General features: G+C 43.9%; 31 protein-coding genes. 16 read left to right on the forward strand and 15 right to left on the reverse strand.

The genetic code is table 11. The features are described 5' to 3' along the window. The first annotated feature begins 36 nt into the window (after positions 1–36). Positions 37–2355, forward strand: coding sequence for an HD domain-containing protein (locus DOE51_RS09175; RefSeq protein ID WP_142696228.1), 2319 nt, complete (start codon positions 37–39; stop codon positions 2353–2355). 117 nt (positions 2356–2472) lie between these two features. Next, positions 2473–3339, forward strand: coding sequence for a hypothetical protein (locus tag DOE51_RS09180; RefSeq protein ID WP_142696229.1), 867 nt, complete (start codon positions 2473–2475; stop codon positions 3337–3339). Here DOE51_RS09180 and DOE51_RS09185 read toward each other — a convergent pair whose 3' ends face one another. The 3 genes from DOE51_RS09185 to DOE51_RS09195 all read right to left on the reverse strand — a co-directional run bounded on the left by DOE51_RS09185 (position 3340) and on the right by DOE51_RS09195 (position 5185). Continuing rightward, positions 3340–4530, reverse strand: a complete 1191-nt coding sequence (locus DOE51_RS09185) for an MFS transporter (RefSeq protein WP_142696230.1) — start codon at positions 4528–4530, stop codon at positions 3340–3342. It abuts the gene before it with no gap. A 77-nt stretch (positions 4531–4607) separates the two neighbouring features. After that, complete coding sequence (locus DOE51_RS09190) at positions 4608–4805, reverse strand: hypothetical protein (RefSeq protein ID WP_142696231.1); 198 nt, start codon at positions 4803–4805, stop codon at positions 4608–4610. Between the two features lie 116 nt (positions 4806–4921). Next, positions 4922–5185 carry a hypothetical protein gene (locus DOE51_RS09195; RefSeq protein ID WP_142696232.1) on the reverse strand — a complete coding sequence of 88 codons (264 nt, stop codon included), beginning with the start codon at positions 5183–5185 and terminating at the stop codon, positions 4922–4924. Between the two features lie 225 nt (positions 5186–5410). On the opposite strand from DOE51_RS09195, the gene DOE51_RS09200 reads away from it, so the two are divergent. Genes DOE51_RS09200 through DOE51_RS09220 form a run of 5 tightly spaced genes read left to right on the forward strand, consistent with a single transcriptional unit; the run spans position 5411 to position 8603 of the window. Next, positions 5411–5884 (forward strand): hypothetical protein, encoded by a 474-nt coding sequence (locus tag DOE51_RS09200; protein WP_142696233.1) that lies wholly within the window; start codon positions 5411–5413, stop codon positions 5882–5884. Between the two features lie 43 nt (positions 5885–5927). After that, on the forward strand, positions 5928–6728 hold the full coding sequence (locus DOE51_RS09205) for a phosphatase domain-containing protein (protein WP_142696234.1): 801 nt from the start codon (positions 5928–5930) through the stop codon (positions 6726–6728). Positions 6729–6737: 9 nt separating this feature from the next. Continuing rightward, complete coding sequence (locus DOE51_RS09210; protein WP_142696235.1) at positions 6738–7571, forward strand: hypothetical protein; 834 nt, start codon at positions 6738–6740, stop codon at positions 7569–7571. Next, on the forward strand, positions 7568–8002 hold the full coding sequence (locus DOE51_RS09215; RefSeq protein WP_142696236.1) for a SufE family protein: 435 nt from the start codon (positions 7568–7570) through the stop codon (positions 8000–8002). The genes DOE51_RS09210 and DOE51_RS09215 overlap by 4 nt, the downstream gene beginning before the upstream one ends. Position 8003: 1 nt before the next feature. After that, positions 8004–8603 carry an NADAR family protein gene (locus DOE51_RS09220; protein ID WP_142696237.1) on the forward strand — a complete coding sequence of 200 codons (600 nt, stop codon included), beginning with the start codon at positions 8004–8006 and terminating at the stop codon, positions 8601–8603. On the opposite strand, the gene DOE51_RS09225 is transcribed toward DOE51_RS09220, so the two are convergent. Beyond that, complete coding sequence (locus tag DOE51_RS09225; protein ID WP_142696238.1) at positions 8600–8998, reverse strand: hypothetical protein; 399 nt, start codon at positions 8996–8998, stop codon at positions 8600–8602. The genes DOE51_RS09220 and DOE51_RS09225 overlap by 4 nt on opposite strands. Positions 8999–9174: 176 nt before the next feature. Here DOE51_RS09225 and DOE51_RS09230 point away from each other — a divergent pair, with 176 nt between their 5' ends. Continuing rightward, positions 9175–9396, forward strand: a complete 222-nt coding sequence (locus DOE51_RS09230) for a hypothetical protein (RefSeq protein ID WP_142696239.1) — start codon at positions 9175–9177, stop codon at positions 9394–9396. On the opposite strand, the gene DOE51_RS09235 is transcribed toward DOE51_RS09230, so the two are convergent. Beyond that, positions 9393–9752 carry a hypothetical protein gene (locus tag DOE51_RS09235; protein WP_142696240.1) on the reverse strand — a complete coding sequence of 120 codons (360 nt, stop codon included), beginning with the start codon at positions 9750–9752 and terminating at the stop codon, positions 9393–9395. The genes DOE51_RS09230 and DOE51_RS09235 overlap by 4 nt on opposite strands. Positions 9753–9857: 105 nt before the next feature. On the opposite strand from DOE51_RS09235, the gene DOE51_RS09240 reads away from it, so the two are divergent. The 5 genes from DOE51_RS09240 (at position 9858) to DOE51_RS09260 (ending at position 12867) form a co-directional block, all read left to right on the forward strand. After that, positions 9858–10715 (forward strand): LysR family transcriptional regulator, encoded by an 858-nt coding sequence (locus tag DOE51_RS09240; protein ID WP_142696241.1) that lies wholly within the window; start codon positions 9858–9860, stop codon positions 10713–10715. A gap of 72 nt (positions 10716–10787) precedes the next feature. After that, entirely contained in the window at positions 10788–11510 is a 723-nt protein-coding gene (locus DOE51_RS09245; protein ID WP_142696242.1) for a PAS domain S-box protein, read from the forward strand. Positions 11511–11529: 19 nt separating this feature from the next. Continuing rightward, a complete protein-coding gene (locus DOE51_RS09250) occupies positions 11530–12063 on the forward strand; it encodes an inorganic diphosphatase (RefSeq protein ID WP_142696243.1) in 534 nt (177 codons plus the stop codon). Between the two features lie 131 nt (positions 12064–12194). Then, complete coding sequence (locus DOE51_RS09255) at positions 12195–12380, forward strand: hypothetical protein (RefSeq protein ID WP_142696244.1); 186 nt, start codon at positions 12195–12197, stop codon at positions 12378–12380. 226 nt (positions 12381–12606) lie between these two features. Further along, positions 12607–12867, forward strand: a complete 261-nt coding sequence (locus DOE51_RS09260) for a hypothetical protein (RefSeq protein ID WP_142696245.1) — start codon at positions 12607–12609, stop codon at positions 12865–12867. 45 nt (positions 12868–12912) lie between these two features. On the opposite strand, the gene DOE51_RS09265 is transcribed toward DOE51_RS09260, so the two are convergent. Continuing rightward, positions 12913–13614 (reverse strand): YebC/PmpR family DNA-binding transcriptional regulator, encoded by a 702-nt coding sequence (locus DOE51_RS09265; RefSeq protein WP_142696246.1) that lies wholly within the window; start codon positions 13612–13614, stop codon positions 12913–12915. 64 nt (positions 13615–13678) lie between these two features. Here DOE51_RS09265 and DOE51_RS09270 point away from each other — a divergent pair, with 64 nt between their 5' ends. Next, positions 13679–14485 (forward strand): DUF455 family protein, encoded by an 807-nt coding sequence (locus DOE51_RS09270; RefSeq protein WP_142696248.1) that lies wholly within the window; start codon positions 13679–13681, stop codon positions 14483–14485. Positions 14486–14495: 10 nt separating this feature from the next. On the opposite strand, the gene DOE51_RS09275 is transcribed toward DOE51_RS09270, so the two are convergent. From DOE51_RS09275 to DOE51_RS09285, 3 genes are all read right to left on the reverse strand, one after another. Next, entirely contained in the window at positions 14496–16226 is a 1731-nt protein-coding gene (locus tag DOE51_RS09275; protein ID WP_142696249.1) for a hypothetical protein, read from the reverse strand. A gap of 27 nt (positions 16227–16253) precedes the next feature. Continuing rightward, the gene (locus DOE51_RS09280) at positions 16254–16532 is read right to left on the reverse strand and encodes a hypothetical protein (protein WP_142696250.1); all 279 of its coding nucleotides are present in this window, start codon (positions 16530–16532) and stop codon (positions 16254–16256) included. A gap of 147 nt (positions 16533–16679) precedes the next feature. Further along, complete coding sequence (locus DOE51_RS09285; RefSeq protein WP_142696251.1) at positions 16680–16988, reverse strand: hypothetical protein; 309 nt, start codon at positions 16986–16988, stop codon at positions 16680–16682. Positions 16989–17399: 411 nt separating this feature from the next. Here DOE51_RS09285 and DOE51_RS09290 point away from each other — a divergent pair, with 411 nt between their 5' ends. After that, positions 17400–17843, forward strand: a complete 444-nt coding sequence (locus tag DOE51_RS09290) for a hypothetical protein (protein WP_142696252.1) — start codon at positions 17400–17402, stop codon at positions 17841–17843. Positions 17844–17857: 14 nt separating this feature from the next. On the opposite strand, the gene DOE51_RS09295 is transcribed toward DOE51_RS09290, so the two are convergent. The 5 genes from DOE51_RS09295 to DOE51_RS09315 all read right to left on the reverse strand — a co-directional run bounded on the left by DOE51_RS09295 (position 17858) and on the right by DOE51_RS09315 (position 20342). Further along, positions 17858–18061 carry a SlyX family protein gene (locus tag DOE51_RS09295; RefSeq protein ID WP_142696253.1) on the reverse strand — a complete coding sequence of 68 codons (204 nt, stop codon included), beginning with the start codon at positions 18059–18061 and terminating at the stop codon, positions 17858–17860. A gap of 8 nt (positions 18062–18069) precedes the next feature. Beyond that, positions 18070–18804: a pseudouridine synthase gene (locus tag DOE51_RS09300; protein ID WP_142696254.1), complete on the reverse strand. Its 735-nt coding sequence runs from the start codon at positions 18802–18804 to the stop codon at positions 18070–18072. After that, entirely contained in the window at positions 18801–19190 is a 390-nt protein-coding gene (locus DOE51_RS09305; RefSeq protein ID WP_142696255.1) for a 6-carboxytetrahydropterin synthase, read from the reverse strand. The genes DOE51_RS09300 and DOE51_RS09305 overlap by 4 nt, the downstream gene beginning before the upstream one ends. Then, entirely contained in the window at positions 19187–19906 is a 720-nt protein-coding gene (locus DOE51_RS09310; protein WP_142696256.1) for an SDR family NAD(P)-dependent oxidoreductase, read from the reverse strand. The genes DOE51_RS09305 and DOE51_RS09310 overlap by 4 nt, the downstream gene beginning before the upstream one ends. 214 nt (positions 19907–20120) lie before the next feature. After that, positions 20121–20342 (reverse strand): hypothetical protein, encoded by a 222-nt coding sequence (locus DOE51_RS09315; protein WP_142696257.1) that lies wholly within the window; start codon positions 20340–20342, stop codon positions 20121–20123. A 155-nt stretch (positions 20343–20497) separates the two neighbouring features. Between DOE51_RS09315 and DOE51_RS09320 the strand changes: the two genes are divergently transcribed. Continuing rightward, on the forward strand, positions 20498–21664 hold the full coding sequence (locus tag DOE51_RS09320) for an IucA/IucC family C-terminal-domain containing protein (RefSeq protein ID WP_142696259.1): 1167 nt from the start codon (positions 20498–20500) through the stop codon (positions 21662–21664). On the opposite strand, the gene DOE51_RS09325 is transcribed toward DOE51_RS09320, so the two are convergent. Continuing rightward, a complete protein-coding gene (locus DOE51_RS09325; RefSeq protein ID WP_142696260.1) occupies positions 21661–22863 on the reverse strand; it encodes an EAL domain-containing protein in 1203 nt (400 codons plus the stop codon). The genes DOE51_RS09320 and DOE51_RS09325 overlap by 4 nt on opposite strands. Positions 22864–22869 lie beyond the last annotated feature (6 nt).

Genomic DNA, 22869 nt, shown 5'->3' on the forward strand with positions numbered 1-22869 from the left:
TTGAAACTTAGGGGCGACTAGCTCATCCTAATAGGGATGTCGACACGAAGCTTTTTGCCCTCAAATTTGACTGAGGAAGCACGAAAAATCCTGACTCCTCCTTTGATGGTCCCTGACGGCGATGTTCGTCAGGCCTTCTGTTTTTCAAGCGAAAGCTTTTCCCATTGGTTGGGTGTTCAACTTGAAGATCGCCTGCAATCTTTTGAAGGCTGGCGTGACACCCATCCGATCATGTTGGGTTCTTGGGCACGTGGTGAATTAAGTCCTAAATCCGATATCGATATTTTATTTTGTGGCGATGAAAAGATCGTTAAGAGTTTTGTCGATCGCGTGCAAGAGTCCGGCTTAAAGCTGCGCTATCGTATGCCTCACAATCCCGAAGATTGGACCGAGAATGTTGAAGCCTTCGATATTCTGGCTCTTTTAAAAGCTCGTCCGTTAACTCCTGAAGGCGCGCAGAAATTGTTCGCGCAACAAAAACAGATTTGGGCAAAGAAAAATCAATTTCGTAGAACTTTGCTAAAAGCAGTTCGTGAAGAGCGTAAAGGTCGCGAAACTCGTTTTGATTCCATCACAAACTATCTGGAGCCGAATATCAAATTTGGTCCCGGTGGTTTGCGCGATCTTGAACAGGGACTGCAAATTTATGAATTGTTTGCGGAAAAATTTGTAAATCCCGGTCATGCGCTGAATGTTTTAAACTATTACCGCAACTACTTATTGTGCTTACGTCAAAAACTTCAACTTGAAGGCTTTAACGATATTCTTTCAAGTGGGGCGCAATTTGATATTGCGACGTGGTTGGGCTTTAAAAATAATAAAGACTTCATGCGCAGTCTACAGCGTGGTTTGTCGCGTGTGCATTTTTATTCTGACTGGATTGTTAAAGTCGCTGAAAGTTCCGATACGGAGCTGCGTTTGCAAGAAGATATTCGCTATAAGCAACCAGCGGATCTTTATAAAGCGTTAGAAAAAAATCCTTCAGTTCTAACTCAGAAAAAGGTGCGAGAGCATCTTGATGAGATCCTGCCGACGAATAAAATTCCTAAAGTTGCAAAACTGCGTGGCAAAATTTTAGATAATGTTCTTGCGGTAAAAACGCCCGATGAAACTTTGGTCAGTGTTTTTAGATCGCGCCTTATTGATAAGCTTGTTCCGGAAATTCGTCGTCTGGTGGGTTACGTGCAGCATGATCAGTATCATCGTTTCACGGCTGATTCACACATCATGCAAGCATGTCGTGAAATCAAACGTATTTACAAAAAGCCCAAAGAATTAGGCCCACTGAAATTCCTGCTTGCGAAGCTTAAGCCTTACGATTGGAAAGTTTTAACGTGGACGTGTCTTTATCATGACCTTGCAAAAGGTTTAGAGAGTGATGATCACTCGGATGCGGGAACTGCGATCGTCGATCGCGATTTTAAAGCCTATGGTTTTTCTAAAGCCTTTACAGATGATGTGAAGTGGATGGTAAAAAACCATTTAGAACTTTCACAAGCGGCATTCCGTAAAAACATGAAAGACCCCAAGGTCTGGCAAGAGCTGAAAGATAAAGGTGTGGAGTCCGCAAGGCTTTATCGCCTGGCGATCTTTACGGCCGTTGATATTCGTGCGACCAATCCAGAAGCTTGGAACGAGTGGAAGGCAAAGCTGCTTAAAGATCTTGTTGAAAGTTTGGATTCAAAAAAGGCCCAAGGTTATTTTGATTTCTATGCTTTGAAAAAGAAAAAGCATTTACATATCTCTGAAGAAATCTATGAAGAGCTGGGCGCGGTGTTGGTTGAAAGTCTTGACATGAAAGATCTGGTTGAAGATCTGAAAGCCGCGGAACAAAGCGAAGACAGTCTGCCACCAAAAGTTTTAAAGACTAAAAAAGGCGAGACGTGGATTCGTTTCCATGATCGTCATGATCGTAAGGGAATCTTAGCAGACTACGTGACTCAACTTTATTCGTTGGGTGTGGGGATCCGTCATGCCTCCATTCATACTCTTTCTAAAGTGGGAGTGTATGACTGGTTCCAGGTGACGACGTCGAAATCACAACAGCAACTTGCGCAAATCTTAAAAGCTGCACAATTTAAAAATAAAGAAGTGCCGCAAGTAAAATTTGATTCTATTCAGCTCGTCAGTGCGAATGAAAAAGAATGGATCATCAGCTTTAAAGGCCCGGACCAATCAGGACTTTTAGCATCTGCTGCTAAAGCGTTGAGTGAATCAGGGGTTAGTATTAAGTCTGCTCAAGTCCACACTTGGGGGCGACAAGTTGATGATATCTTTTTTGTAAAAGCGCAAGGTGATGTGGATTCAGTGATTCGTTCGCTGCATTTGAAGTTTAATATAGATACTAATTCATAAATTACGTCACTGAGGTCGTGCTCGTGGATGGCTCGAGACAAGAGTGTCGCTCCGATTTTTTCAAAATGCAGAAACTGTAATCATGGCTCTAGGTTTTGTTTAGTATTGTGATGGTACATGAAAAACCTGCTGTTCCTGTTTCTTATTCTATTTTATTCGCTATCCTATGCACGCGTGAATGCAGCAAAAAGCACTCTGAAGGCTGTTGCGGCTGAAGATGTGGTTCGGGATTACTATCGTTTTCTTGGAGATCGGAATCCTTTACAAATTAAAGATTTCGGCGGTCCATGGTCGCGTCGTGATGTTGTTGAACTTGTATTGCTGCAACAGGTTCTTCAGGCTGGTGGTTTTGTTGGCGAGGTTCAGTTTGCAACGACACCGACATATTCGCGCGCTCTACTGGAATTGAAAAATGGTTCTGCCGATATGTCTGCAAATCCTGTGTGGGGATACGATGTCGATTCGGATGAAAACTTGTGGTTGTCAGAATCGGCAATCGAAGAAGGAAAATTCGTCGCTGGCTTGTATGGGCGGGTGGATAAGATTCCTGAATTGAAAAAGCTCTCACTTGCAGAGCTTCGTAAGCAAAAAGTTACGACATCATTTAGTTGGACGAGTGACCGTGAAGCCTTGTTACGTGCTGGGTTTAAAAATCTAGAAGATGGCGGCAATTGGGAGCGAATGGTGCGAATGGTAAAGCATGACCGCGTACCCTTGATGTTGTCAGCTTTTCACGAAGATAAGGATTTTGGTTTCGATGTCGACGGGATTCGTTTGCGTCCCGTGCCTGGATACAAAATTTTATTAAAAGGTAAAAGAGTGTGGGCGATTTCTAAGAAAAACCCTGGTGCTCAGAATGCGATTGTAGCTTTGCAGAAGGGTTTTCGTATTTTGAAAAAACGCGGTGTGATCGACAAGGCTTATCGTGAATCCGGATTTTATAACTCACACGTTGAATCCTGGATGGAGTTGGGTGCGAACTAGTTAGCGACCGCGCCCTTTTGCATAAATTAATAAACTTAATGCCGCAAGAACTCCGCAGACTGTGATGACGCCCGTCCATTGGGCCATATTCCAAGCGATGGAGCCAAGATAAGATCCAGCAGCGCCGCCCATAAAATAGCTAAACATGTAAACCGTGTTGATACGGCTGCGTGCATCTTCGCGAAGTGCAAAGATACGTGTTTGATTCGAGATATGCGCCCCTTGAATACCGAAGTCCATAATGAAGATCGCAACAATCAAACCGATAAGACTTTGACCTGAAAAACCAAGCATCAAGACGGATAAAGCTGTCAGAATAAGGCCGACACCCAAACCATAACGAGGTCCTTTTTTATCAGATACGCGCCCCATAAGTGGCGCGGCAGCGGCGCCTGCAGCTCCAAGAAGTCCAAACAGTCCAACTTCCTTAGCGCCATAACCGAAGTGCGGTGTTGATAATAAGAAAATCAATGTTGCCCAGATGCTGCTGAAAATACCAAAGATCAACGCTCCAATGGCGGCTGATTCACGCAAAGTGGGAAGTTCTTTAACCAGTTCCCAAATGGATTTGAACAACCCAAGATAAGTTCCTTTAAAGGTTGCAGCGAGCGATGGAATTGTGAGCCACAAAACGCCTGCGATGACCATCATCATGGCGCTTGCGAAATAAAATACGGCTCTCCATCCGAACATAGATCCTAAGAAACCGCTGAGTGTTCGTGATAATAAAATACCAATCAACAAACCACTCATGATGATACCAAGCACGCGTCCACGATTTGTTGGTGATGCAAGTTGTGCTGCCAGTGGAATGATTAACTGCGGAACCATCGTAAAAAGTCCAATCAACAAACTTGCGATCGCCATCATCAATACACTTTGTGCAGTCGCCGCGATTAACAAAGAGCCTGTCACTAAAAGTGACGTTAAGAAGATCAATTTTTTACGTTCAAACATGTCGCCGAGTGGAACTAAGAAAAGCATTCCTAGCGCGTATCCGACTTGTGTCAGTGTTGGAATGATGCCGATGTCTTTTACGCTGGCACCGAAGCTTGTTTGCATTTCAGCAAGCAGAGGTTGGTTGTAGTAAAGATTCGCCACAGAAAGACCTGTGGCTGTTGCCATGATCCACACGGTGCTGTCTTTAAGAAGGGGAGTATTAGAAGAAGTGTCGACTGTTGTCGTGCTCATGATGTGACCCTAAAATAAAAAACCCACCGTGACCAGTGGGTTTGCTAAATCAAAACTGAAAGAGAAAGTCTCTCGAATTAGTTCGTAGGCTTTTTCTTGTTTGCGCCAGAGATACCAGTGTGGTTTCTCCAGTTGTATTGAGGATCAGTTTTAGTACGGTTGTGCCAAGCTTCCCATTTCTTCTTTGGAAGTTTGTGAGAAACGTTGCCTTTCTCGTCGAAGATATCTGGATCTTTACCAACTAAAAATTCACCAATGGCTTTTAGGATACCCATTAAAACTGCTCCTTAAATTCCTCTGAATTCTAAAACAAAAAGCCCCTCGGGGGAAGGGGCTTTCTTGGGGAGTTATGCTATGCGACGAGCGGGTTGCTTCAGCTGGCGCTCTGCCGTTATGAGCGCGGATTTGCGCACACGTCGATGATATCTAGACCACGGTCTTCAGAAACTTTGCCTGGGCCTTTGAAGAATTTAAAGCACTGCTGGGCAGCTCTTTCGTAGGCTTCTTCATAAGAACCTGCTGATTGTTTAAGCTCTAACGTTTGACCGGCCATGCGGAACTTAAATGAATATTCTTTTCCTGCTTGATCGTGCGCTGTCCAAGCAAATGAACTGCAAGAAAATGCGAAGATTGTGATAGCTAAGAATGTTTTCATATAAGTCCCCTTTGTAAAAATAAAGTTTCGATACTTACCTAGAGAGCAAGCCTGAGGCCAATGTGCCAATGATTCTTAGAGTGAGTGCGGTCGTAAGTATCTGTAAATACATGGGAATAGCATCTCAATGTGATCCACTTTTGATGTCCCGTTATGAGGCTGACAGAAGACAGGAATTGTAACGCCCCTGTTGATCTCTTGAACACCCTTGTTAGGCTTTAAATTATGAAAACACTTGTGATGCTTCTTCTGCTTAGTAGTGCTTCTGTGTCTCACGCTGTGACGAACGGAAGGTTTTTAGGTCAGCAATTTATGATCAATATTGCGGCTCAGAATCCGGATGGCAGCAGTGATGATTTTCCACAAAAACTTTTCGAAGTGATGAATGTGCCGATCCAAGATTCGATGCTGGGCCCTGGGAAATCGCTGAAGGCGCCAGAAAGAACTCTGAATTTTATTTGCGCCAATCGCACCTCAGGCGGTTATACCTGCATGTTGTTGATTCATCGCACGGCCAATGCGCAATTGGGACTGAAAACAGCCAGCTTCAAAGCAAATGGCGAGCTTGCACAAGCCTTAGGGCAACAGTTTTTTCTGGGTAATGAACAAAAAATCGTTCTTTCTAATGCAGAGCACACTTTAGAAATTCAAGTGACACCTACAGACTTCAGTATTCGCTTTGACGAGCAAGGACTCTAGTGACTAGTATTTTCTGCTGAAGTGAAGACTTCACGGAGGATGCATGAAACTTTTCTCACTCGTATTTGTAGCTCTGTTATGGATTTCGGCAGCACAAGCAAAGACACTGGTTATTGCTGATGTCGACGACACGATTAAACTTGCCGACGTTCAGGATCTTGATGATGCCGCGGTTTATTCATTTGATGAAAACAGTCGTTATCTTGGAATGAGTGAACTGTTTGCGTTGATTCAAAAAGACAATGCCGATGCTTCTTTTTACTATGTCACTCGCGCGCCGGCGTGGTGGATGCAGAAAACGCATTTGAACTTCTTGCGTAATGGAAGTTTCCCAGCGGGTGTTTATATTCCTCGTACAAATTATAGCTCTGACGAACACAAACTGCGCACGATCACTGCGATCATGAATGAACAAGCTCCAGATAAAGTGATCTTCTTTGGTGACAATACCGAAGCGGATGCCTCTGTTTACGAAGCAATTAAAAACAAATATGCGCCTGCTGGAATTCAATTCTTCCAATACATTCGCTGGGTCTATTCCACTCAAGGTCGCGAACAGGTGGGAACTCCGATCTATGCGGATCAGACAGGGTTTGTGAGTCCAGTTGAGGTTTCCTTTGAATTGCGCAAACAGGGACTCTTAAGCGAAGACTCTGTGCTTTGGACTATGGAGAACATTGCCAGTGCCATCTTAAAGCAGAAGAAGGACTACGAGGTTGGTGTAGTAGCTTTTCCAAAGTTTATGCGATGTAATGACTTTGTTTGGAAATGGGATGATGTCGGTGTATATCCTTACCTTTCCGAATACAAAGAACGAGTCTTACAGCGCTGCCAAAAGCGTTAACCGGGAACGATGAATTTAAAGTACCAACTTCCGCTTATTTATCAAAATCTTCTGCCGCGAGAGATCCTTGAGTTCTCTCCGCAGGAAACGAAAGCGACTTGCGATACCTGTGCGATGGCGCGTCCTCGCAATCAAGAAAAGATCCATTATCGCGAAGATTTGAAGTGCTGTACTTTCCATCCCTTTCTTCCTAATTACATGGTCGGGGCTTTATTTAACGAAAGCTCATCAACACAAGCTCATGAAGTTTTCCGCGGCAAAATCGCTCGTCGTGAATACGCCTTGCCGATCGGAATGGTGGCGCCGGTAAAATATCAGGTAGGCTTCAATAATCGTGAAGAGCATGAATTTGGTCAGCGCGAAGATTGGTTGTGTCCGTACTACAATAAGCAAAATCAAAACTGCAATGTGTGGCGCAATCGCGGTGTTGTGTGCACGACTTTCTTCTGTAAAAGTTCTTACGGCAAAAAAGGCGAAGAGTTTTGGGAAAAACTTAGTAGTTATCTTTGGTATGTCGAACTTGCTTTGCTTGAAGAAGCTTTGGCGATGCTTGATTTTTCTCCACGTCAGGTGATGACGCTTCTTGATTATCATAATCGTTATGACGGCACTGCGGCTGAAAAGAAGTCGATGTTTATGACTGAAGCTAAAGCTAAAGAGCTTTGGAATGGCTATTACGACGACCAGGAAGGATTTTATAAAAAGTCCTTTGAGATTGTGTCGAATTTGGATAAAAAAGCCTTCCACGAGCTAATTGGTGAAACCGGGCAGTCGTTAGAGGAAGAACTGTTTGAAATTCTTCCGCAAATGCCTGCAGCATTGAAAGCGAACGCAAATAAATGAGTATTCAAGAACGCCAAAACAAAATCATCGCTGACTTTTCTGCCTATACAGATTGGGAAGATCGCTACAAAAAAATCATCGAGATGGGTAAAGCTTTGCCAGAAATGCCAGAGTCTTTAAAAACCGAAGCGAACGCGGTTAAAGGTTGCCAGTCGCAAGTATGGTTGCATGCTTCTTTGAACGATCAAGGTCAGATGATTATCCAAGGCGATAGCGATGCGCTGATCGTTAAAGGTCTTGTGGCGTTGTTGTTGTCAGTCTATTCGGGTGGTGCACCCGCTGAAGTTTTAGCGACACCGCCAGAGTTTTTGAAAGCTTTGGGCTTCGAAGGTAATCTTTCGCCAAGTCGTGCGAACGGTTTGCACTCCATGCTTAAACAAATCAAAAACTACGCGATGGCTTTTGATTACCTTTTAAAAACTAAACGCTAGTATGAAACTGCTTTGGGGATTTTTGTTTCTGTTATTGGCTTCTTGTGTGCACAAGGCGCCGACAGCAACTCACTACGAACATTTTCCCAAGACTGAGCCAATTCCTTACAAAAATCCGATTCTTGATTTCTATTCTACAAAAGATGCTTACGGTGAGTTTTCGAATTTTGCCCTGTTTCCAGTATTTGTCGACGGGCAGTGGTGGGCGACGAGTGAGCATTACTATCAGGCACATAAGTATGATAAACCTGATTTGATCTTTTGGGTTCAATCGGCACCATCACCGATGGAAGCCGCGAATCGCGGTCGCGATCAATTTGTTCCCAAACGTGCGGATTGGGATGCGACAAAAGATATGTTCATGGAAAAAGCCGTGATAGACAAATTCACACGCTATCCGGAATTGAAAGCCTTGTTGTTATCAACGGGATCTGCAAAACTTTACGAGCACACGAAGAACGATTGTTATTGGGGAGATTGCGGAGATCGCTCTGGTAAAAACAAACTGGGGCAATTGCTAGAGAAGGTTCGTGCTTCGCTGACTGCTTCAGCTTCGGGCTCAAGTGAACCCAAAGCTTTGTCAGAGTCAGTTAAGAACTAATTACCCAAAGTCTTACATTTCAAAGTGGCGTTGATATTTGTTTTTTCGCCAAGATCAAGAACACCTTTTAAAGTCACAGTGTCTTTGTCGTAGTTCACACCGATTGTGCCGTCATAAACACCCTCAGTGTATTTAGAGTCTTGCAAGTGAACTGTGCCAGTATCGCTGTCAGAAGTATCCAAAGTGCCGCGTAAAACCCAACCCCCAAAGATCAATGTGAATTCAGTGTCACGGCCATCGCCTGTTGCATTTCGGTGCTCATAAACGTTCACCGCTAATTTTGCGGGATCATCGAAGACGGTAGCGTCGCCCGTGCATAACTTCCACGTGCTGTCTTTTGCGAAGGCTGGAGTTGTTGAACCTAATACAATCAATGCGGCGATAAGTTTTTTCATGAATTCTCCTGAATATCGGAAGCTTGTAGCATATCCACGGTAAAATGAATCAATTCAAAATTAATTCTGAAAGGATTGTAAGGTGTTTTAGTAAGAAACCCGCGCCAAGTCCCGTGTAGGTCTGCATATTTGGGCTCATTCTTTAATGTCGGGATAAAATAAGAGCAGGAGGTCGTATGGACAAAAATAAAATCGAGGAGGGCGGACCTATGGGTATTGGCAACTCCGCCAGTTCCCCTCAGCATATTGGTGTAAATGGCACCGGAATCGAGACGTCCCCTGAAATCCTAGAGACTTTAAAGGATACGTCCCTAAAAGACGTCATGAAAGGGCAAAGGGTTGAAACCGACGATCTTGATAAAGATGAAGGCATCAGCCCTTTAGAGAACTCATTTTAGCGATTGAAGTGGCCGTCGCTACCTGTGGCGGAGCAATGATCCATGCCGGGTCCAACCCAGCCGTAACCCGTGCAGAAGTAAGGCTCTGCTTCATTCGGGCATTTGTCGCGATTAATTTGACAGACAAATCGAGCTTCGATGCGTGGATCAGTTACCTTTGGTGTCGTGGTTGCGGGTTTAGAAATGTTTTTTTCAGAACAGAAGATGTCTGAGTTATTCCACGTAATTTCGTAACAAGCATAGGGGGCTTGTTCTGGACAGCTTTCAGTGTCGATGCCACAAATAACCGGTGTCGCAAAAGCTTGCCCTGAAGCGAAGACAAGCAATCCAAGCGCTAAAAGTTTTAATATTTTCATGATTATTCCTTTGTAGAAGGCTGTTTCGAATCGCGCCTTTGAACCATTTTTTACGCAAATCTTTAGTTGAATAAAAGAGAAATATACGCAATAACCTGTTCCAGTATGGAAACGGAACGCTTACGCTATTTTACGGTGATTGCAGAAACGGGAAGCCTGACAAAGGCCTCTCAACTTTTAGGTATCTCGCACAGTGGCTTGTCGAAAGCCATTTCATCACTTGAAGCTGAAACCAGCTTAAAATTATTCCGACCTCAAGGACGTGGCTTAGAAATCACACCTGAAGGCAAGTGGTTCTATCAAAAAGCCCAAGAGATTTTGAAAATCGCCAATGAAATTAAAATGGGCAAAGTTACTGAACTAGGTGCCATTAGTTTGGGAATGTCTTCCGTCGTGGGTTCGACGTGTTCGGGGGAAATCGCCAAAGAGTTGAAAGAGTCTTTGCGTATTTACGAATTAGACTTAGGCGAAATCGAAGGAAAAATTCTTTCTGGCGATATCCACTTCGGAGTCGCTTTCGTGCCAGCTCCACGACCGGAGTTAGAATATCTTGAGTTGGGTGAAGTGACGTTTGCGACTTATGCACGTAAGGATCTGTATCGCGCAACACCCGCGCAAGAATTGCCGTTCGCAGTGCCGTTATCGGAATATCCCGATAATCCATTGGGTTATCGCAATCGCGATGGTTTTCCACTGGAAATTCCTCGTCGTGCGGAACACTTTGTTGCAAGCTTCGCGATTGGTTTGAATTTATTAAGAAGTGGCCAAGCTGCTTTGTATATGGCGGATTTTGTCGCGGATCAGGAAAATAAATTCGTTCGTGAAGATCTTCATCTTGTAAAAATAAAGGAATTTAAGTCAGCAGAAACGAAACGGAAGTTATATTTAGTTAAGCGCCAGTCTGCTGAAGAATCTAAAGAGATGAAGAAAATTGCCAAAGTCTTACGCCGCATCTGCTGTTGATATTTCTTAAATTCGTGAAATGAGTGCGGGCTAATTTGACTACGTGTAGATGTCCATAGATACATTTTCGTGATGAAAGTTAATGTATCCACTCTATTTAAAGACATTCTGACGAATAAAAATTACGCCATTTATCTCGCCGATAAAAACGGTCAAGTGGGGCTGTGGAACAGCCTTGCGGAAAAACTGTTCGGTTTTCTTGCTCAAGAAATTGTGGCCTTAAATGAAAAAATTATTTTTCATGCGTTCGACGAAAAGGTCAGTTGCGGTGGTTATCGCTTCCGCTGGCGTATGCGTAAGGATGGATCGGCCTTCTTTGCTAAAGAAACAGTTATCGAAGTGACTGATTCGCCAAGTCCTCGTTATCGATTTCTAAAAATTGTCGAAAATCTTTCAGAGCATCTGACGGCTTTTGAAAAAAGCGAGTTAATGAGCGCACAATATAAAAACACGGACCGTGGCGGCTCGGCCATTATGGATTTAAATCAAAAGATCCTCGTTGCAGCCTCGCGCTTACCTGATTCTATTAATTTGAAAATGAATGAGTTTGTTGGATCGAAAGCTGAAAACCTGGCAGTTGATGGTCCGACAGTGATGGCGAAATTAATAAAGACCACACAAAATATGAACCGCTCCCAAACGATTGTAACGATTGAAGGTCGCGACAAATTGCGAAGCACTTGGTTGTCGGACGTTCGCCTCTTAACCGATAATAAGGGTGATGCCATTTTCTGTAGTTATTCGTGGAATTTAAGTGCCATAGCAGAAAACACTTCTCGGCATCTTTATTCATAATATTTCACAAGGAGATCCCATGAATGCTTGGCACGATATTGAGCTTGGAAAGAATGCACCTGAAGTTGTGAACGCCATCATCGAGATCCCGCGATTTTCCAAAACTAAATTTGAACTGGATAAAGAGTCGGGCTTGTTGAAGGTCGACCGTGTTCTTTATAGCTCTGTTCATTATCCGGCAAACTATGGATTTATTCCGCGCACCTATTCCGATGACAAAGACCCACTCGATATTTTAGTTTTTGGCCAAGCCGATGTGTATCCGTTGTCTATTATGCAAGCGCGCCCCATTGGTTATATGCGCATGTTCGATCAAGACGAAATCGATGACAAAATTATCTCGGTTCATGCGGATGATCCTGAAATGGCGGAAGTTCATTCGATCAGTGATTTGGCTCCGCATACGCTTAAAGAGATTCAGAATTTTTTTGAAATCTATAAAGGTCTTGAGAACAAAAAGGTTTCGGTTGAAGGTTTTAAAGATAAACCGGAAGCGATCAAGATAATCAGACAAGCGATGGGCGATTATCAAGCACACTTTAAAACAAAATAAATTTCGGCAACAAAAGTGACCAAGGCCCCATCTCGTCTAGGTGCGAACATCCTGCAAGGGCTGTGATATGTGTCTGCCAAAGAGTAAAATAAAGATGTACCTCGAATAGGTGCATTGCTTAGGAGGCAGTTATGGCAGACAAAAATATGCAAAACCAATCCGGACAGTTTAATAAAGACAAAGTATCATCCAACGCTCCAGAAAAAGATCTCAATAAAACGGGCGCGACAAAACCTCTAGATGACAAAACATCTCGAGACAGTATGACTGGCAGAGATGCCAATCGTAGTTCCGATTCATCTAGTTTTCGCAAATAGTTTTGAGATCTAGCGAAAGAATTCAGGTGCGATGCAAGTAAGGAAAAGTAGAGGATTCATGTCCTCTACTTTTTTATATTCTAATTGACGATGTTAGCTCGACTAACAATCTCGATCTGATTCAAGAATTCATACTGGCTGCAATCCGAAATTAACAAAGATTAATTCCAATCTCATCGGACTTTAATGCCCCTGCGATAGCCTGAATTCAACAAAGGGGGACTTTATGAAAAGTCTTATCGCTACAATGATCGTGTTGGGTTCGGTATCAGCGTTCGCACAAGGTGGAGAGAAAAATCATCCATGCCAGGAAATCAAAAAGGCGTGCGAGTCAGCGGGTTTTGTAAAGGGTGAGCACAAAGAGAAAAAAGGTCTTTATAAAGACTGCGTGCAACCCGTGCTTGCCGGTCAATCAGTGGCCGGTGTGACTGTCGGTTCTGATGTTGTTGCTGCTTGCAACGCTAAAAAAGCTGAGAAGAAAAAATAGATTTTAGAAAGTAAAAAGGGCTTCGTAAGAAGCCCTTTGGTTAAGTTAAATTGTCGCATGCACTCTGTGAGTGTCGTCCATGTCGTCTAGGTAGTTCAAAAACTCTTCGACGTCTTTACGTTGATCATCATTCAGCTCAGTGATGTTTTTCGCTTTATAAGAAAGTTCTGCTTTCTCTACTTTCCAACCACGTTTAGTTAGAGCATCACGAACGGCATCAAGGTCACTAGAATTTGTGAAGAACTCGTAAGAGCCATCATCGTTTTTAGAAACTTCGTTTGCACCGGCTTCGATAGCTTCCTCATCTGGATCGAATGAACCAGCTTTTGTCGCCTCGATCAAACCCACGTGATCAAACATCCATGCCACGGAACCCGTTTCACCCATGTTGCCTTCGTGCGATTTGAAAGCGTGACGCATGTCTGGAGCTGTTCTGTGTTTGTTGTCTGTTTGACATTCAACGATCACACCAACACCGTGAGGGCCGTAGCCTTCGTACATCAACTCTTCAATAACCTTACCGTCATCAAGAAGACCTGCACCTTTTTTGATAGCGCGATCAATCGTATCGTTCGGGCAAGATTCTTTTTTTGCTGCATCAATCGCCATGCGAAGACGAGCATTCGCCGCGGGGTCAGGTCCACCAGCTTTAGCTGCGACTTGAATCTCGCGCGCTAGCTTTGTGAAAATTTGACCCTTCTGTTGGGCTTTCTCTACTTTACCTGCGTTTTTCCATGATTTTCCCATGCTCTCTATGAAATCAAATCAGTTAATATTTGGCAAGTGCAAGAGCTCCATGTAAAAAGCTGGCATGTTTGCTTTCGAAATCGCCGATGTTTGGGAAAAAATTGAACGTATTCAGGAATCTTGTGAGGAGGCCTTTAAATTAAAGTCTCCGTATACATGCCCTGAAGACCCGACTCGCGATATTGACTTGCTGCATCCAAAATTCCATCCACCCAAGAAGGGTTTCGTTACGCCTGAAGGTCAGGCGCGCATGCTTCATGATCTTGCCAGTATTGAACTGCAAGCTATGGAATTAGGCATTCGTACTCTGGTGGAGTTTCCCGATGCACCTCAAGGCTTTAAAGAGGAATTGGCTGCGGTTACGATTTCTGAAGCTGAACATCTGCGCATGTGCCTTGAGGGGATTGATGCTTTAGGATTTAAATGGGGACAGTGGCCCGTGCATGCGGCTTTGTGGCGAGCCGTCGCTCCTGAAGACACTTTGTTAGATCGTATCTTGATCGTACATCGCTATTTAGAAGGCAGTGGTCTAGATGCGGGTGATACATTGATTCGTCGCCTTGAAGGCACGTCGGGTAAAGAAACCATCCAAAAAATTGTAAAACAAATTAACTTTGAAGAGATCGGTCATGTTGATTTCGGTTCACGCTGGTATCGCGAGATCTGCAAAACTTCAAAGATTGATCCGGCAGTTGATTTCCCAGAGCGCATGGATTCATTGCGCACCCGCCTGCCAAAAAGAGTTGAGCCCATCAATCGCGTTCTGCGCGGTAAAGCGGGCTTTACCGATGAAGAGATTCAATATTACGAAAACCTGCGATTGGATTTCTTAGCACCCGCAGGTCGTATGGGAAACTCGGTTAAAACTTAATTCGCAATTATTATCTGTGGCCGCAGTTCCAAACTTGTTTCATTTGATTGCCACGAATACCCATCGAGTTCGCAAGCGCATAACATTCAGGGCGTTGCTCTAGCATACGCTGTTTGGTTTTACTCCAACAATACCAGCGCATGTCGTCTGAATTTTCTGGATCGGGATTCAGTGATGCGAAATGATCGCACACATCCACCGTCAATTCGGCATTGTTATCAGTTAAGCAACCCCAGTTTGTGCCCAACGACTGTCCGCCTTCATTTTCACTTTGCAAAATACAACGCGATAAGGCCGTGCCGCCCAAGATGGCATTGCGTGACGGATACAATAATTTACGTGCGCTTAAATAAATGCGCATTTTTAAATCAGGATCATTAGAGCCGAGTGCTGCTGAAACCCACGAAAGATCGTCTTGAGTCCAGTGCGGTTTTAAAATCTGCAACGCCAACGTGCGCTCAAACGGAGCATTTGGGTAATAGATTTTCTCAAACAAGAACCACTTCGTCTCTTTGGCTAAAGTTGGATAACAACCCAACGTCAACATGAAGTACGGCGAAATTTTCGAAAGCGACTCAATGCTTTTTGCATCCAGATTTTGAAGTTCCGGTTCTTGTTTTAAGATGCCGCAGATCTGGCTGACTTTAGAGTAATTCAAATCTTGTGCATAAGCTTGTTTTAAAAGCTGTGCGACCTTGAACAATTTCGTTTCTGAATCCATTAAACCAACAGCGCGTGATACCTGCAAAACTTCGTGTTGAATCGTGATCAGGTTTTTGTTGTTTGCAGAAATCTTCGCCAGAGTTTGCGTCAGACTTTGACGAAGAGTCGTCGCGCTATTGTTCATGGATTGTAGTAATCCGTCCTTCAAGCCTTGTACGTTATTGGCGATAGAATCAAAGAACGTAACGACTTTGTTTTCTTGAACCACTCGTTGTAAAGCCGCTGACTTCGTATCGATACTGTCACTGCGAAGAGCGCAGAATAGACCACGCGAATCCGCGTCTAAAACTTTAGAGGGAACTGTTTCACGGAAGTTCGTATCAGCGAACGCGCTTTGTAACATAGTATTTGGAGCCGTCGTTAATTGATCCAAGTGTGCGCTGTAAGAAGAAACCTTGTTTAAGTAACTGCGCAAACGGGGAGCCGCCGAAGCGCCAAGAGGACCCGTGCTGGCAAAACCGTAAAGTTTGCTTGAGTTATTAAAGATCGCTGCAAAACGTTTTTCTAAGCTGAAGCCTTGTTGGCTATAGCGAGAGGCCGCAACTTGTTCAGCAAAATCTAAAGGAATACCGTCTTCGATAAGAACGTTTAGATATTGTTCAACGGTGCGGTGATCCTTGGTTTGTGTGGCAAGGGTGTTACAACCCATCAAAAAAACTTCTTTAGGATTTTTCAAAATTCCCGGGCACGAATTGTTGCAACTTGCTTGCTCCATTTCGGCAATTCCGATGGTTGTCGATGTGCCTTCGCCAAAGAACAATCCTCCAAAGTGTCCCGAGATCAAAAGAACATCGCACTGAATGCCGCTGTCGCAAGATTTTTTAAACCACAATGGGTCTTTCGAATCTGGAACCAGTTCGACGAAATCGAAGCCTTTACCGGCAAGATTTTTGCGGAAGGTTTCAATTTCATCTGATGAATTCAAAGTCATGCTACAGAAAGTTTTTGCATGAGCGACGCCTCCGGCAAATGCCGAAAGAACGATAGCAGCTTTAAGCCAAAGTTTAAAAACGCTCATGAAAAACTCCTGCAGCTAGAATTCGAATTACTTATTAGTGATTGAACAGTCGTATTGTGGTGGTGTGCCGCCGAACCATAGGCGTTTACACTCAATACGGCTGCTGCTGTCTTCACGAGTTACTTTCGTGATTGTATAAACCGACGTATCGACTTTGATGGAAGAGTCTGAGCTGGCTTTTTCAATAAGGCTTTCAGTGATAAGTGCCGCATTAGTTTGGGAGATACCCCAAAGGCTTACTTCCGCAGCTTGCGCGACATTAAAAGACACCATTGCCGCCGCTAGAACGTACATGAACTTTCTCATAAAAAATCTCCTGATTTTGAATCCGCAGGAGGTGAAGCAAAGCTTGGACCCAAAAAGACTGGGTTCAGTGTTAAGTTATTTTGATTTCAGAATATTTAGGATCACATAACGACGGAAAGCGCAGGCAGCGATCAAAACTTAAACAAACTAAGGGGGAGTCGGTCGGACGCGTGGAGTGCACGCTGAAGTCAAAAGGGCCGCCTCATACCACGTACGAGGATGACGAAGGGAGCCCTTAAGATACCAATAGATCTTCCACTTTTCAGCGTTCTTGAGTTGGCAGAAGCCCGTATCGACGTAACAAGAAACGTGGCTATCTAAAGCTTCTTTTTCGATCTTATCACAAGCAAGATTGTTTACGACTTCGCCAACACGAACCTGCAAACACTCGCGTACATCGGTCAGCCAACGTTGTGAATCGGGAGTGAATAAGGCTTGGTCTTTCAGAAACTTCACACAGTAAGGGTAACCGAAATTTTGCCAGTAGCCCTTAGGGCCACAGTGTTGGCGTTCTTCCTGACAGCGATAGAATTCGCACGAGTTCGCGCTGGGCGTGCATTGATAGAATTCGCACGAGTTCGCGCTGGGCGTGCATTCAGCCTGACTTACGAAGGGAAGGAGTAATGTGAAAAGAAGAGTTGCACAACGCATGGGATGGTCATGCCCAATTTTTGGGGCAGCATCAAGCTGTGATGTTTAATTGAAAGCGAAATAAGAACGAACATCCGCAAGTTCACTTCCTGAGAACAAAAGACGAAGTGTTAATCATCTCAGGTATTTTCACAAACCTCCCCGGTGGATTTTAGATTTTCAGAGCGAAATTTTAATTTGCTGGTAAAAACGTTTCATATTTCGAAAGGACATAACATGCGTTCGATCATCACATTTCTAGTTTCGGCTTTTATGTTTTTAACAAGCACGCAGGCTCTGGCGCGTATGCAGGCGTTGAGTGAAAGCGAAATGTCTTCAGTCTATGCACAGACGGATCTTGCAGCAGGATTGATTAGTTTATTACAAAACAAAGCGGCAACAGGCCAAGCCATCACTGGCGAAGAACTTTTTTCGAGCTTACAGATTTTAAGCAAATCTTTCGGGGTAAGTTTCGAAGATATTTCCATCATGGGGGAAAGAAACGGCTCTTTGTCAGTGATGGTATCTCAAAACGGAGAGGTCATTGGGGTATCGCAATTGCCATCACACTTCGATCGCATCGTGATTGGTGCCGTCCGTGTTGGTAGTGGTGCTTCTATGGGGTCATTGTCGATTGAAAACGTGAATATCAGCGGGCAATTAAAAGTAAGTGTGCACTAATAAAAAAAAGCCGCCTAGTAGTGCGGCGGCTTTTCATTGTGCGGGCCAATTTGTGGTCCGTCTTCGTTGGAACTCATTTTCTTGACCAGATCTTTGATCGTTTTTTCAAGCAGATCCATGCGAGTTTGTTGTTGATAGATAACCGTGTTGAGCTCTTCAAGAAGTAAATCTTGATGAGTGATTTTGATTTCTAAGTCAGTCAAACGTTGATCGCTCATAATAAATCCTAATCCAGAGTTTCGTCGTCTTCAAGGAAGCGCCATTTGCCTTCAGGTAATTTACCAAGACGAAGCTTTCCAACACGCACGCGTTTTAGGCCCGTTACTTTCAAACCCACAAGTTCGCACATGCGACGGATTTGACGTTTTTTACCTTCTTGCAGAATGAAGCGAAGTTGGTCTTCATTGATCCATTCAACTTTTGCAGGCTTCAATGCCTTGCCATCCAAAGACAAACCGTGATTGAGAAGCTTTAAGCCGTTGGGTGCAAGTTGGCCTTGCACGCGTACGATATATTCTTTTTCGATTTTAGAATCTTCACCGATGATTTTTTTAGCGATGCGACCATCTTGTGTGAACAACAACAAACCTTGCGAGTCGATATCTAAACGACCGGCGACCGCGATTCCTTTAAGGTGATCAGGCGTCAGGCGTTGCTTCGATTCGCCAAACTGATTATCTGGCGTTAAAAGGCGAATAGCCGGCGTGTATTGAGGCTCCGGTTGTGCAGACACATAACCCACAGGCTTATTTAAAATAATCGTCGCCAGGCGTTTTTGTTGCTTTAAAGCTTGGGCTTCCAAAGTGATCTTAACGTTCGGATCCACTTTCGTACCCAATTGATCGATTTTTTCACCGTTCACTAGAACCAAGCCGCGAGCGATATAGTCGTCAGCTTCACGACGTGAGCAAATGCCTCGCTCCGCCATCAATTTCGAAAGTCTTACTTTTTCTTCGCTCATAAGCGGATCTCCGTCCACAGGTCCTTCATTTCATAAAGTCGAATATGATGAAGGTCTTTTTCCGAAAGAGTCTCTTTAAGCTTTTTAAGGAAATAAAGAGCGATATTCTCAGTCGTTGGGATCGTCGTTTTAAACTCTGGAATCACAAAGTTCAAGTGCTCATGATCAAGTTTGTTACATAAGTTTTGCAGGAGTGCTTTATATTGCTCGCCCTTCACTTGAAGGTCCTCATCCGCTATGTGGAAGCCGACCTCTAGAGTGTAATTATGACCATGTCCATGCTCGGTAAAACATCTGCCAAAGTGCTTAAGGTTTTCCTCATCACTCCATTGCGGCTGATAGTAAAGGTGAGCACTGCTGAAGTTTTGTTTAAGAGTCAGAATCATAGCAGATTGATTCCGCCATCGACGGCAAGAATCGCCCCTGTGGTCCAACTGGATTGTTCAGAACCCAAGAAGTAAATTGCCTTTGCGATGTCATGCGGTTGGCCCACACGACCCAATGGCTGGAATGAGTTCATATGCTCCATCGAACCACCGCCGTGAATAGGTGTTTCGACGATACCAGGGCATACGCAGTTCGCGCGAATTTTATGTGCGCCACCTTCGATGGCAAGACTTGAAGTCCAATTCACCATCGCCGCTTTCACGGCCGAGTAAGCCGATGTCGGTCCTTGAGGTCTTAGCCCTAATGTTGAAGAAACATTGACGATAGAGCCGCCACCGTTTTCTTTAAAATAAGGGAAAAAGGCGCGTGTGATACGTACGGGGCCCAATAAGTTGACGTTGAATTCTTTCAACCAAATATCGTCAGTGCCTTCTTCAGTCGTGTGGCGATCAAAGATGCCAGCGTTGTTCACGATCACTTCGATTTTATGAATTTTAGTTGTCAGCATTTCGTTCAAGCGTTTGTCGACAGCTTTCGTATCTGTGATATCGCAAGACATGATTGAGGCACCACTACGGCATTGGATCGCAACTTCAGCAAGACGTTCTTTATCACGTCCCATCAGGTAAACGAAGTAACCGTTTTTTGCGAACTCAATGGCTGTTGCGGCACCGATACCGCTGCTAGCTCCTGTGATTAATGCTGCTTTTTTCATCGTGACTCCCACATTTGACCTGGACCGGACTCATGTTAGCAGAGGCGGGGGCCGATAGGAAGCTATGGCATTGCGCGAAGCTTTCTCTGTAGGAATAAAATATTTCATCTTTGGCCTGGCTATCTTCGTAGCTTTCTACGGCCATCTTTAAAAATAAAAAAGCCAGGTGGGAAAACCTGGCTTTAAACGGTAGAAATCTAAATAGGAACGAAAACTAAGCGGCTTTTTTCGCTGCCACGTAGTAGTAATACTTTTTATCGAAATCTGGCGCCTTCATGCCTTCTTTAGTGATAAGACCGGCTTTGAACCAATCGAAGTGCTCAGCGCAGAAGCCGGCTCTTTCAGATTTCTTTTTGCAGCCTTCACCGCAGCATTTTGACGACTCAAGAGAAATGACGTTATTTGGAATTTGCTTTTCAAACTTTTTGTCAGCCACAGGACCCCCAGTTGACTAATCTTAAGCTGGTTAATCGTCTTAAGACATAGAGCTTATCGGCGACGCATTTTAGGACTTTAGTAGACACTAAATTATTTCGGTTTAACGTTTTTCTCACTCTGAGACACGGTCATAGATTTGCAATCTCTCGAGGTATGAAGTGGATCTTGTTACTCATTCCTTTTTTCTTTCTTTCTCAAGCATTTGCAGAGCTTAGTCGCTGGCAAAAATGGGAACTTGAGCGCAATGATTTACAGTTGAACCCGGTGGTTTACCATCAACTTCCATCTGCTGCAGAATTGCAGTCGTATCAAACTGAGACGCTTTTTGTTTTGGAAATTGCGCCCGAAAAAATTGGAATTCTTTCGTCGCAGACGATTGATCCGCAATTGTTAGCAAAGATGCAAACCCCCGAAGGTCGCTTTAAATTCTACATTCACCCCAAAGCCTTGGAGTTATTTAAAGAACTGATTCCCCAAGGAAAGCTCACCCAAGTTCAAGCGCGCGCGACAACGTCCCCGCGAACTTTCTTCGTTGGCGATTTGATGGTCAAGGTGTCGCTGCCGCAAAAAATCAATGGCGCGATTCGCACCGTGTATCCGTTGCAAATGTCCAGAGCGCTCGCCATTAGCGATGAGCTTGCGAAAATTTCGGGATTTCATTATTTGAAAGAATCATTGGGTGTCTACGATGGAACGCCAGAAAGCCCCTTTGGTTTTATCGTTCGTGAAATCCCCAAAGAAATTATTAACGGCGAAAAAACTCTTGTGCCGTTGTTATCGTATTTAGCAAAGCATCCTGAAGGCTCGCTATTAGAAAAGGAAGCCAAATCCAGCGGCGAGAGTATTGAATCCATCGTGCAAGAAAAACTCATCCCATCATTAGTGGAAACTTTCAAACAAGCCGCCGCAAGTGGAATTGTATTAGAGCTGCATCAGCAAAATACTTTATTAGAAATGGATAAAGAGGGCCGATTCACAGGGAAAGTTTATTACCGAGATCTTGATGGCGCACGGATCGATTTTGAACTGCGCAAAAAATTAGGATTTAATGATGATAAGCTTTTGCAAATGAAAGACGCGGCGTGGATCTTTGATCTTGAGACGATGCAGAAGATGCAACACTCTGTAATCGTGCCATTGGCGCGTCCTAAAGCGTGGTCGCCGGTTGTTGAAAAGGCATTTAGAACTTACCTGCTAGGGTCATCGATTGATTTGATTAAACAGAAATTACAGAGCTTAAAAATTAAAGTCGACGTGGATAAAACCGTAAATCAAAACTTGATGCGCGTAAACGCACCAAGCTGTCATAGTATCTTTTAGATCAAAGTCATGAATTGTTTGAATGGCACAGGTTTCGAGAATAGATAACCTTGGCCATAGCGTGAACCTAAAGTTTCAAGCACGATACATTCTTCGTTTGTCTCGATACCTTCGGCGATAATTTCGATATCCATAGCGTGCGCTAAGTGGATGATGGAACTGACAACCGCGCGTGATTTCGGATCGCTTAAAACTTTCATGACAAACGAACGATCTACTTTCAAGAAGCTGATCGGCATTTGCGTTAAATACTGCAAACTTGAAAATCCCGTCCCGAAATCGTCGATAGAAATCGCATAACCTTGAGCGCGGCACTGTTGAAGAGCGTCCAGGGCAATCGCCCCATCCATCATAATTCTTTCAGTCATCTCAAGTTTGATATTTTTTGTTGGAATATCGTGCTTTTCACGAAGATCTTCCAAGTTGTTCACGAAATCCGTATGCGTGAACTGACGGCCTGAGATATTGATGCTCATCATGAATTCATCAGCAACTTTGTTTTTATGAGTTGCGTGTAAATGATCACGGATCGATTTTAAATCTTTAAGAGCTTGATTAATAATCCAGTGACCAATCGGAATAACCATTGAAGAGTTTTCGATCACATCAATAAACACGTTCGGAGAAATCATCCCTTGCGTTGGACTGTTCCAACGAATCAAAGCTTCACAGCCAATGATTTTACGAGATTTCAATTCAACGATCGGTTGATAGAACAATTCAAATTCTTTGTTTTGGAAAGCCAGGAAGATTTGGTTTTCCAATTTGATCTGATCAAGCGCGGATTGGGTTCTGTCGTCGCCAACACCCGTGTTTTCAATCTGAATTTCACCAACGCGCGTGATACCGCGGCTGTGAGTGTTGTTGCGACGAAGGCGTTTTAATAATACGCGCATCAATAATTGCACAACGGTATCGGCAGTTGAAATACGCTCTAGAAGTTGTTGTTTTGTGACGATTCCTAAAGTGACGTCATCAAGGGCACGCACAGAAGCAGAACGATTTTGGTTGTCGATTAATGACATCTCTCCGAAGATTTCGCCTTCGCCTAAAATAGAAAGCGGAATTTCTTCACGATCTTTGGTGATGAAAACAAGGACTCGGCCTTTTTCGATGATGTAAGCGCAGTCTCCGGCATCGCCTTCGTTGAAAATGATCTGATCTTTGTGAATATCGACGGACTGAGCTGATGATGTCATATGAAA

Origin of the sequence: Bdellovibrio sp. NC01 (assembly GCF_006874625.1) — a bacterium.
Taxonomy (GTDB): domain Bacteria; phylum Bdellovibrionota; class Bdellovibrionia; order Bdellovibrionales; family Bdellovibrionaceae; genus Bdellovibrio.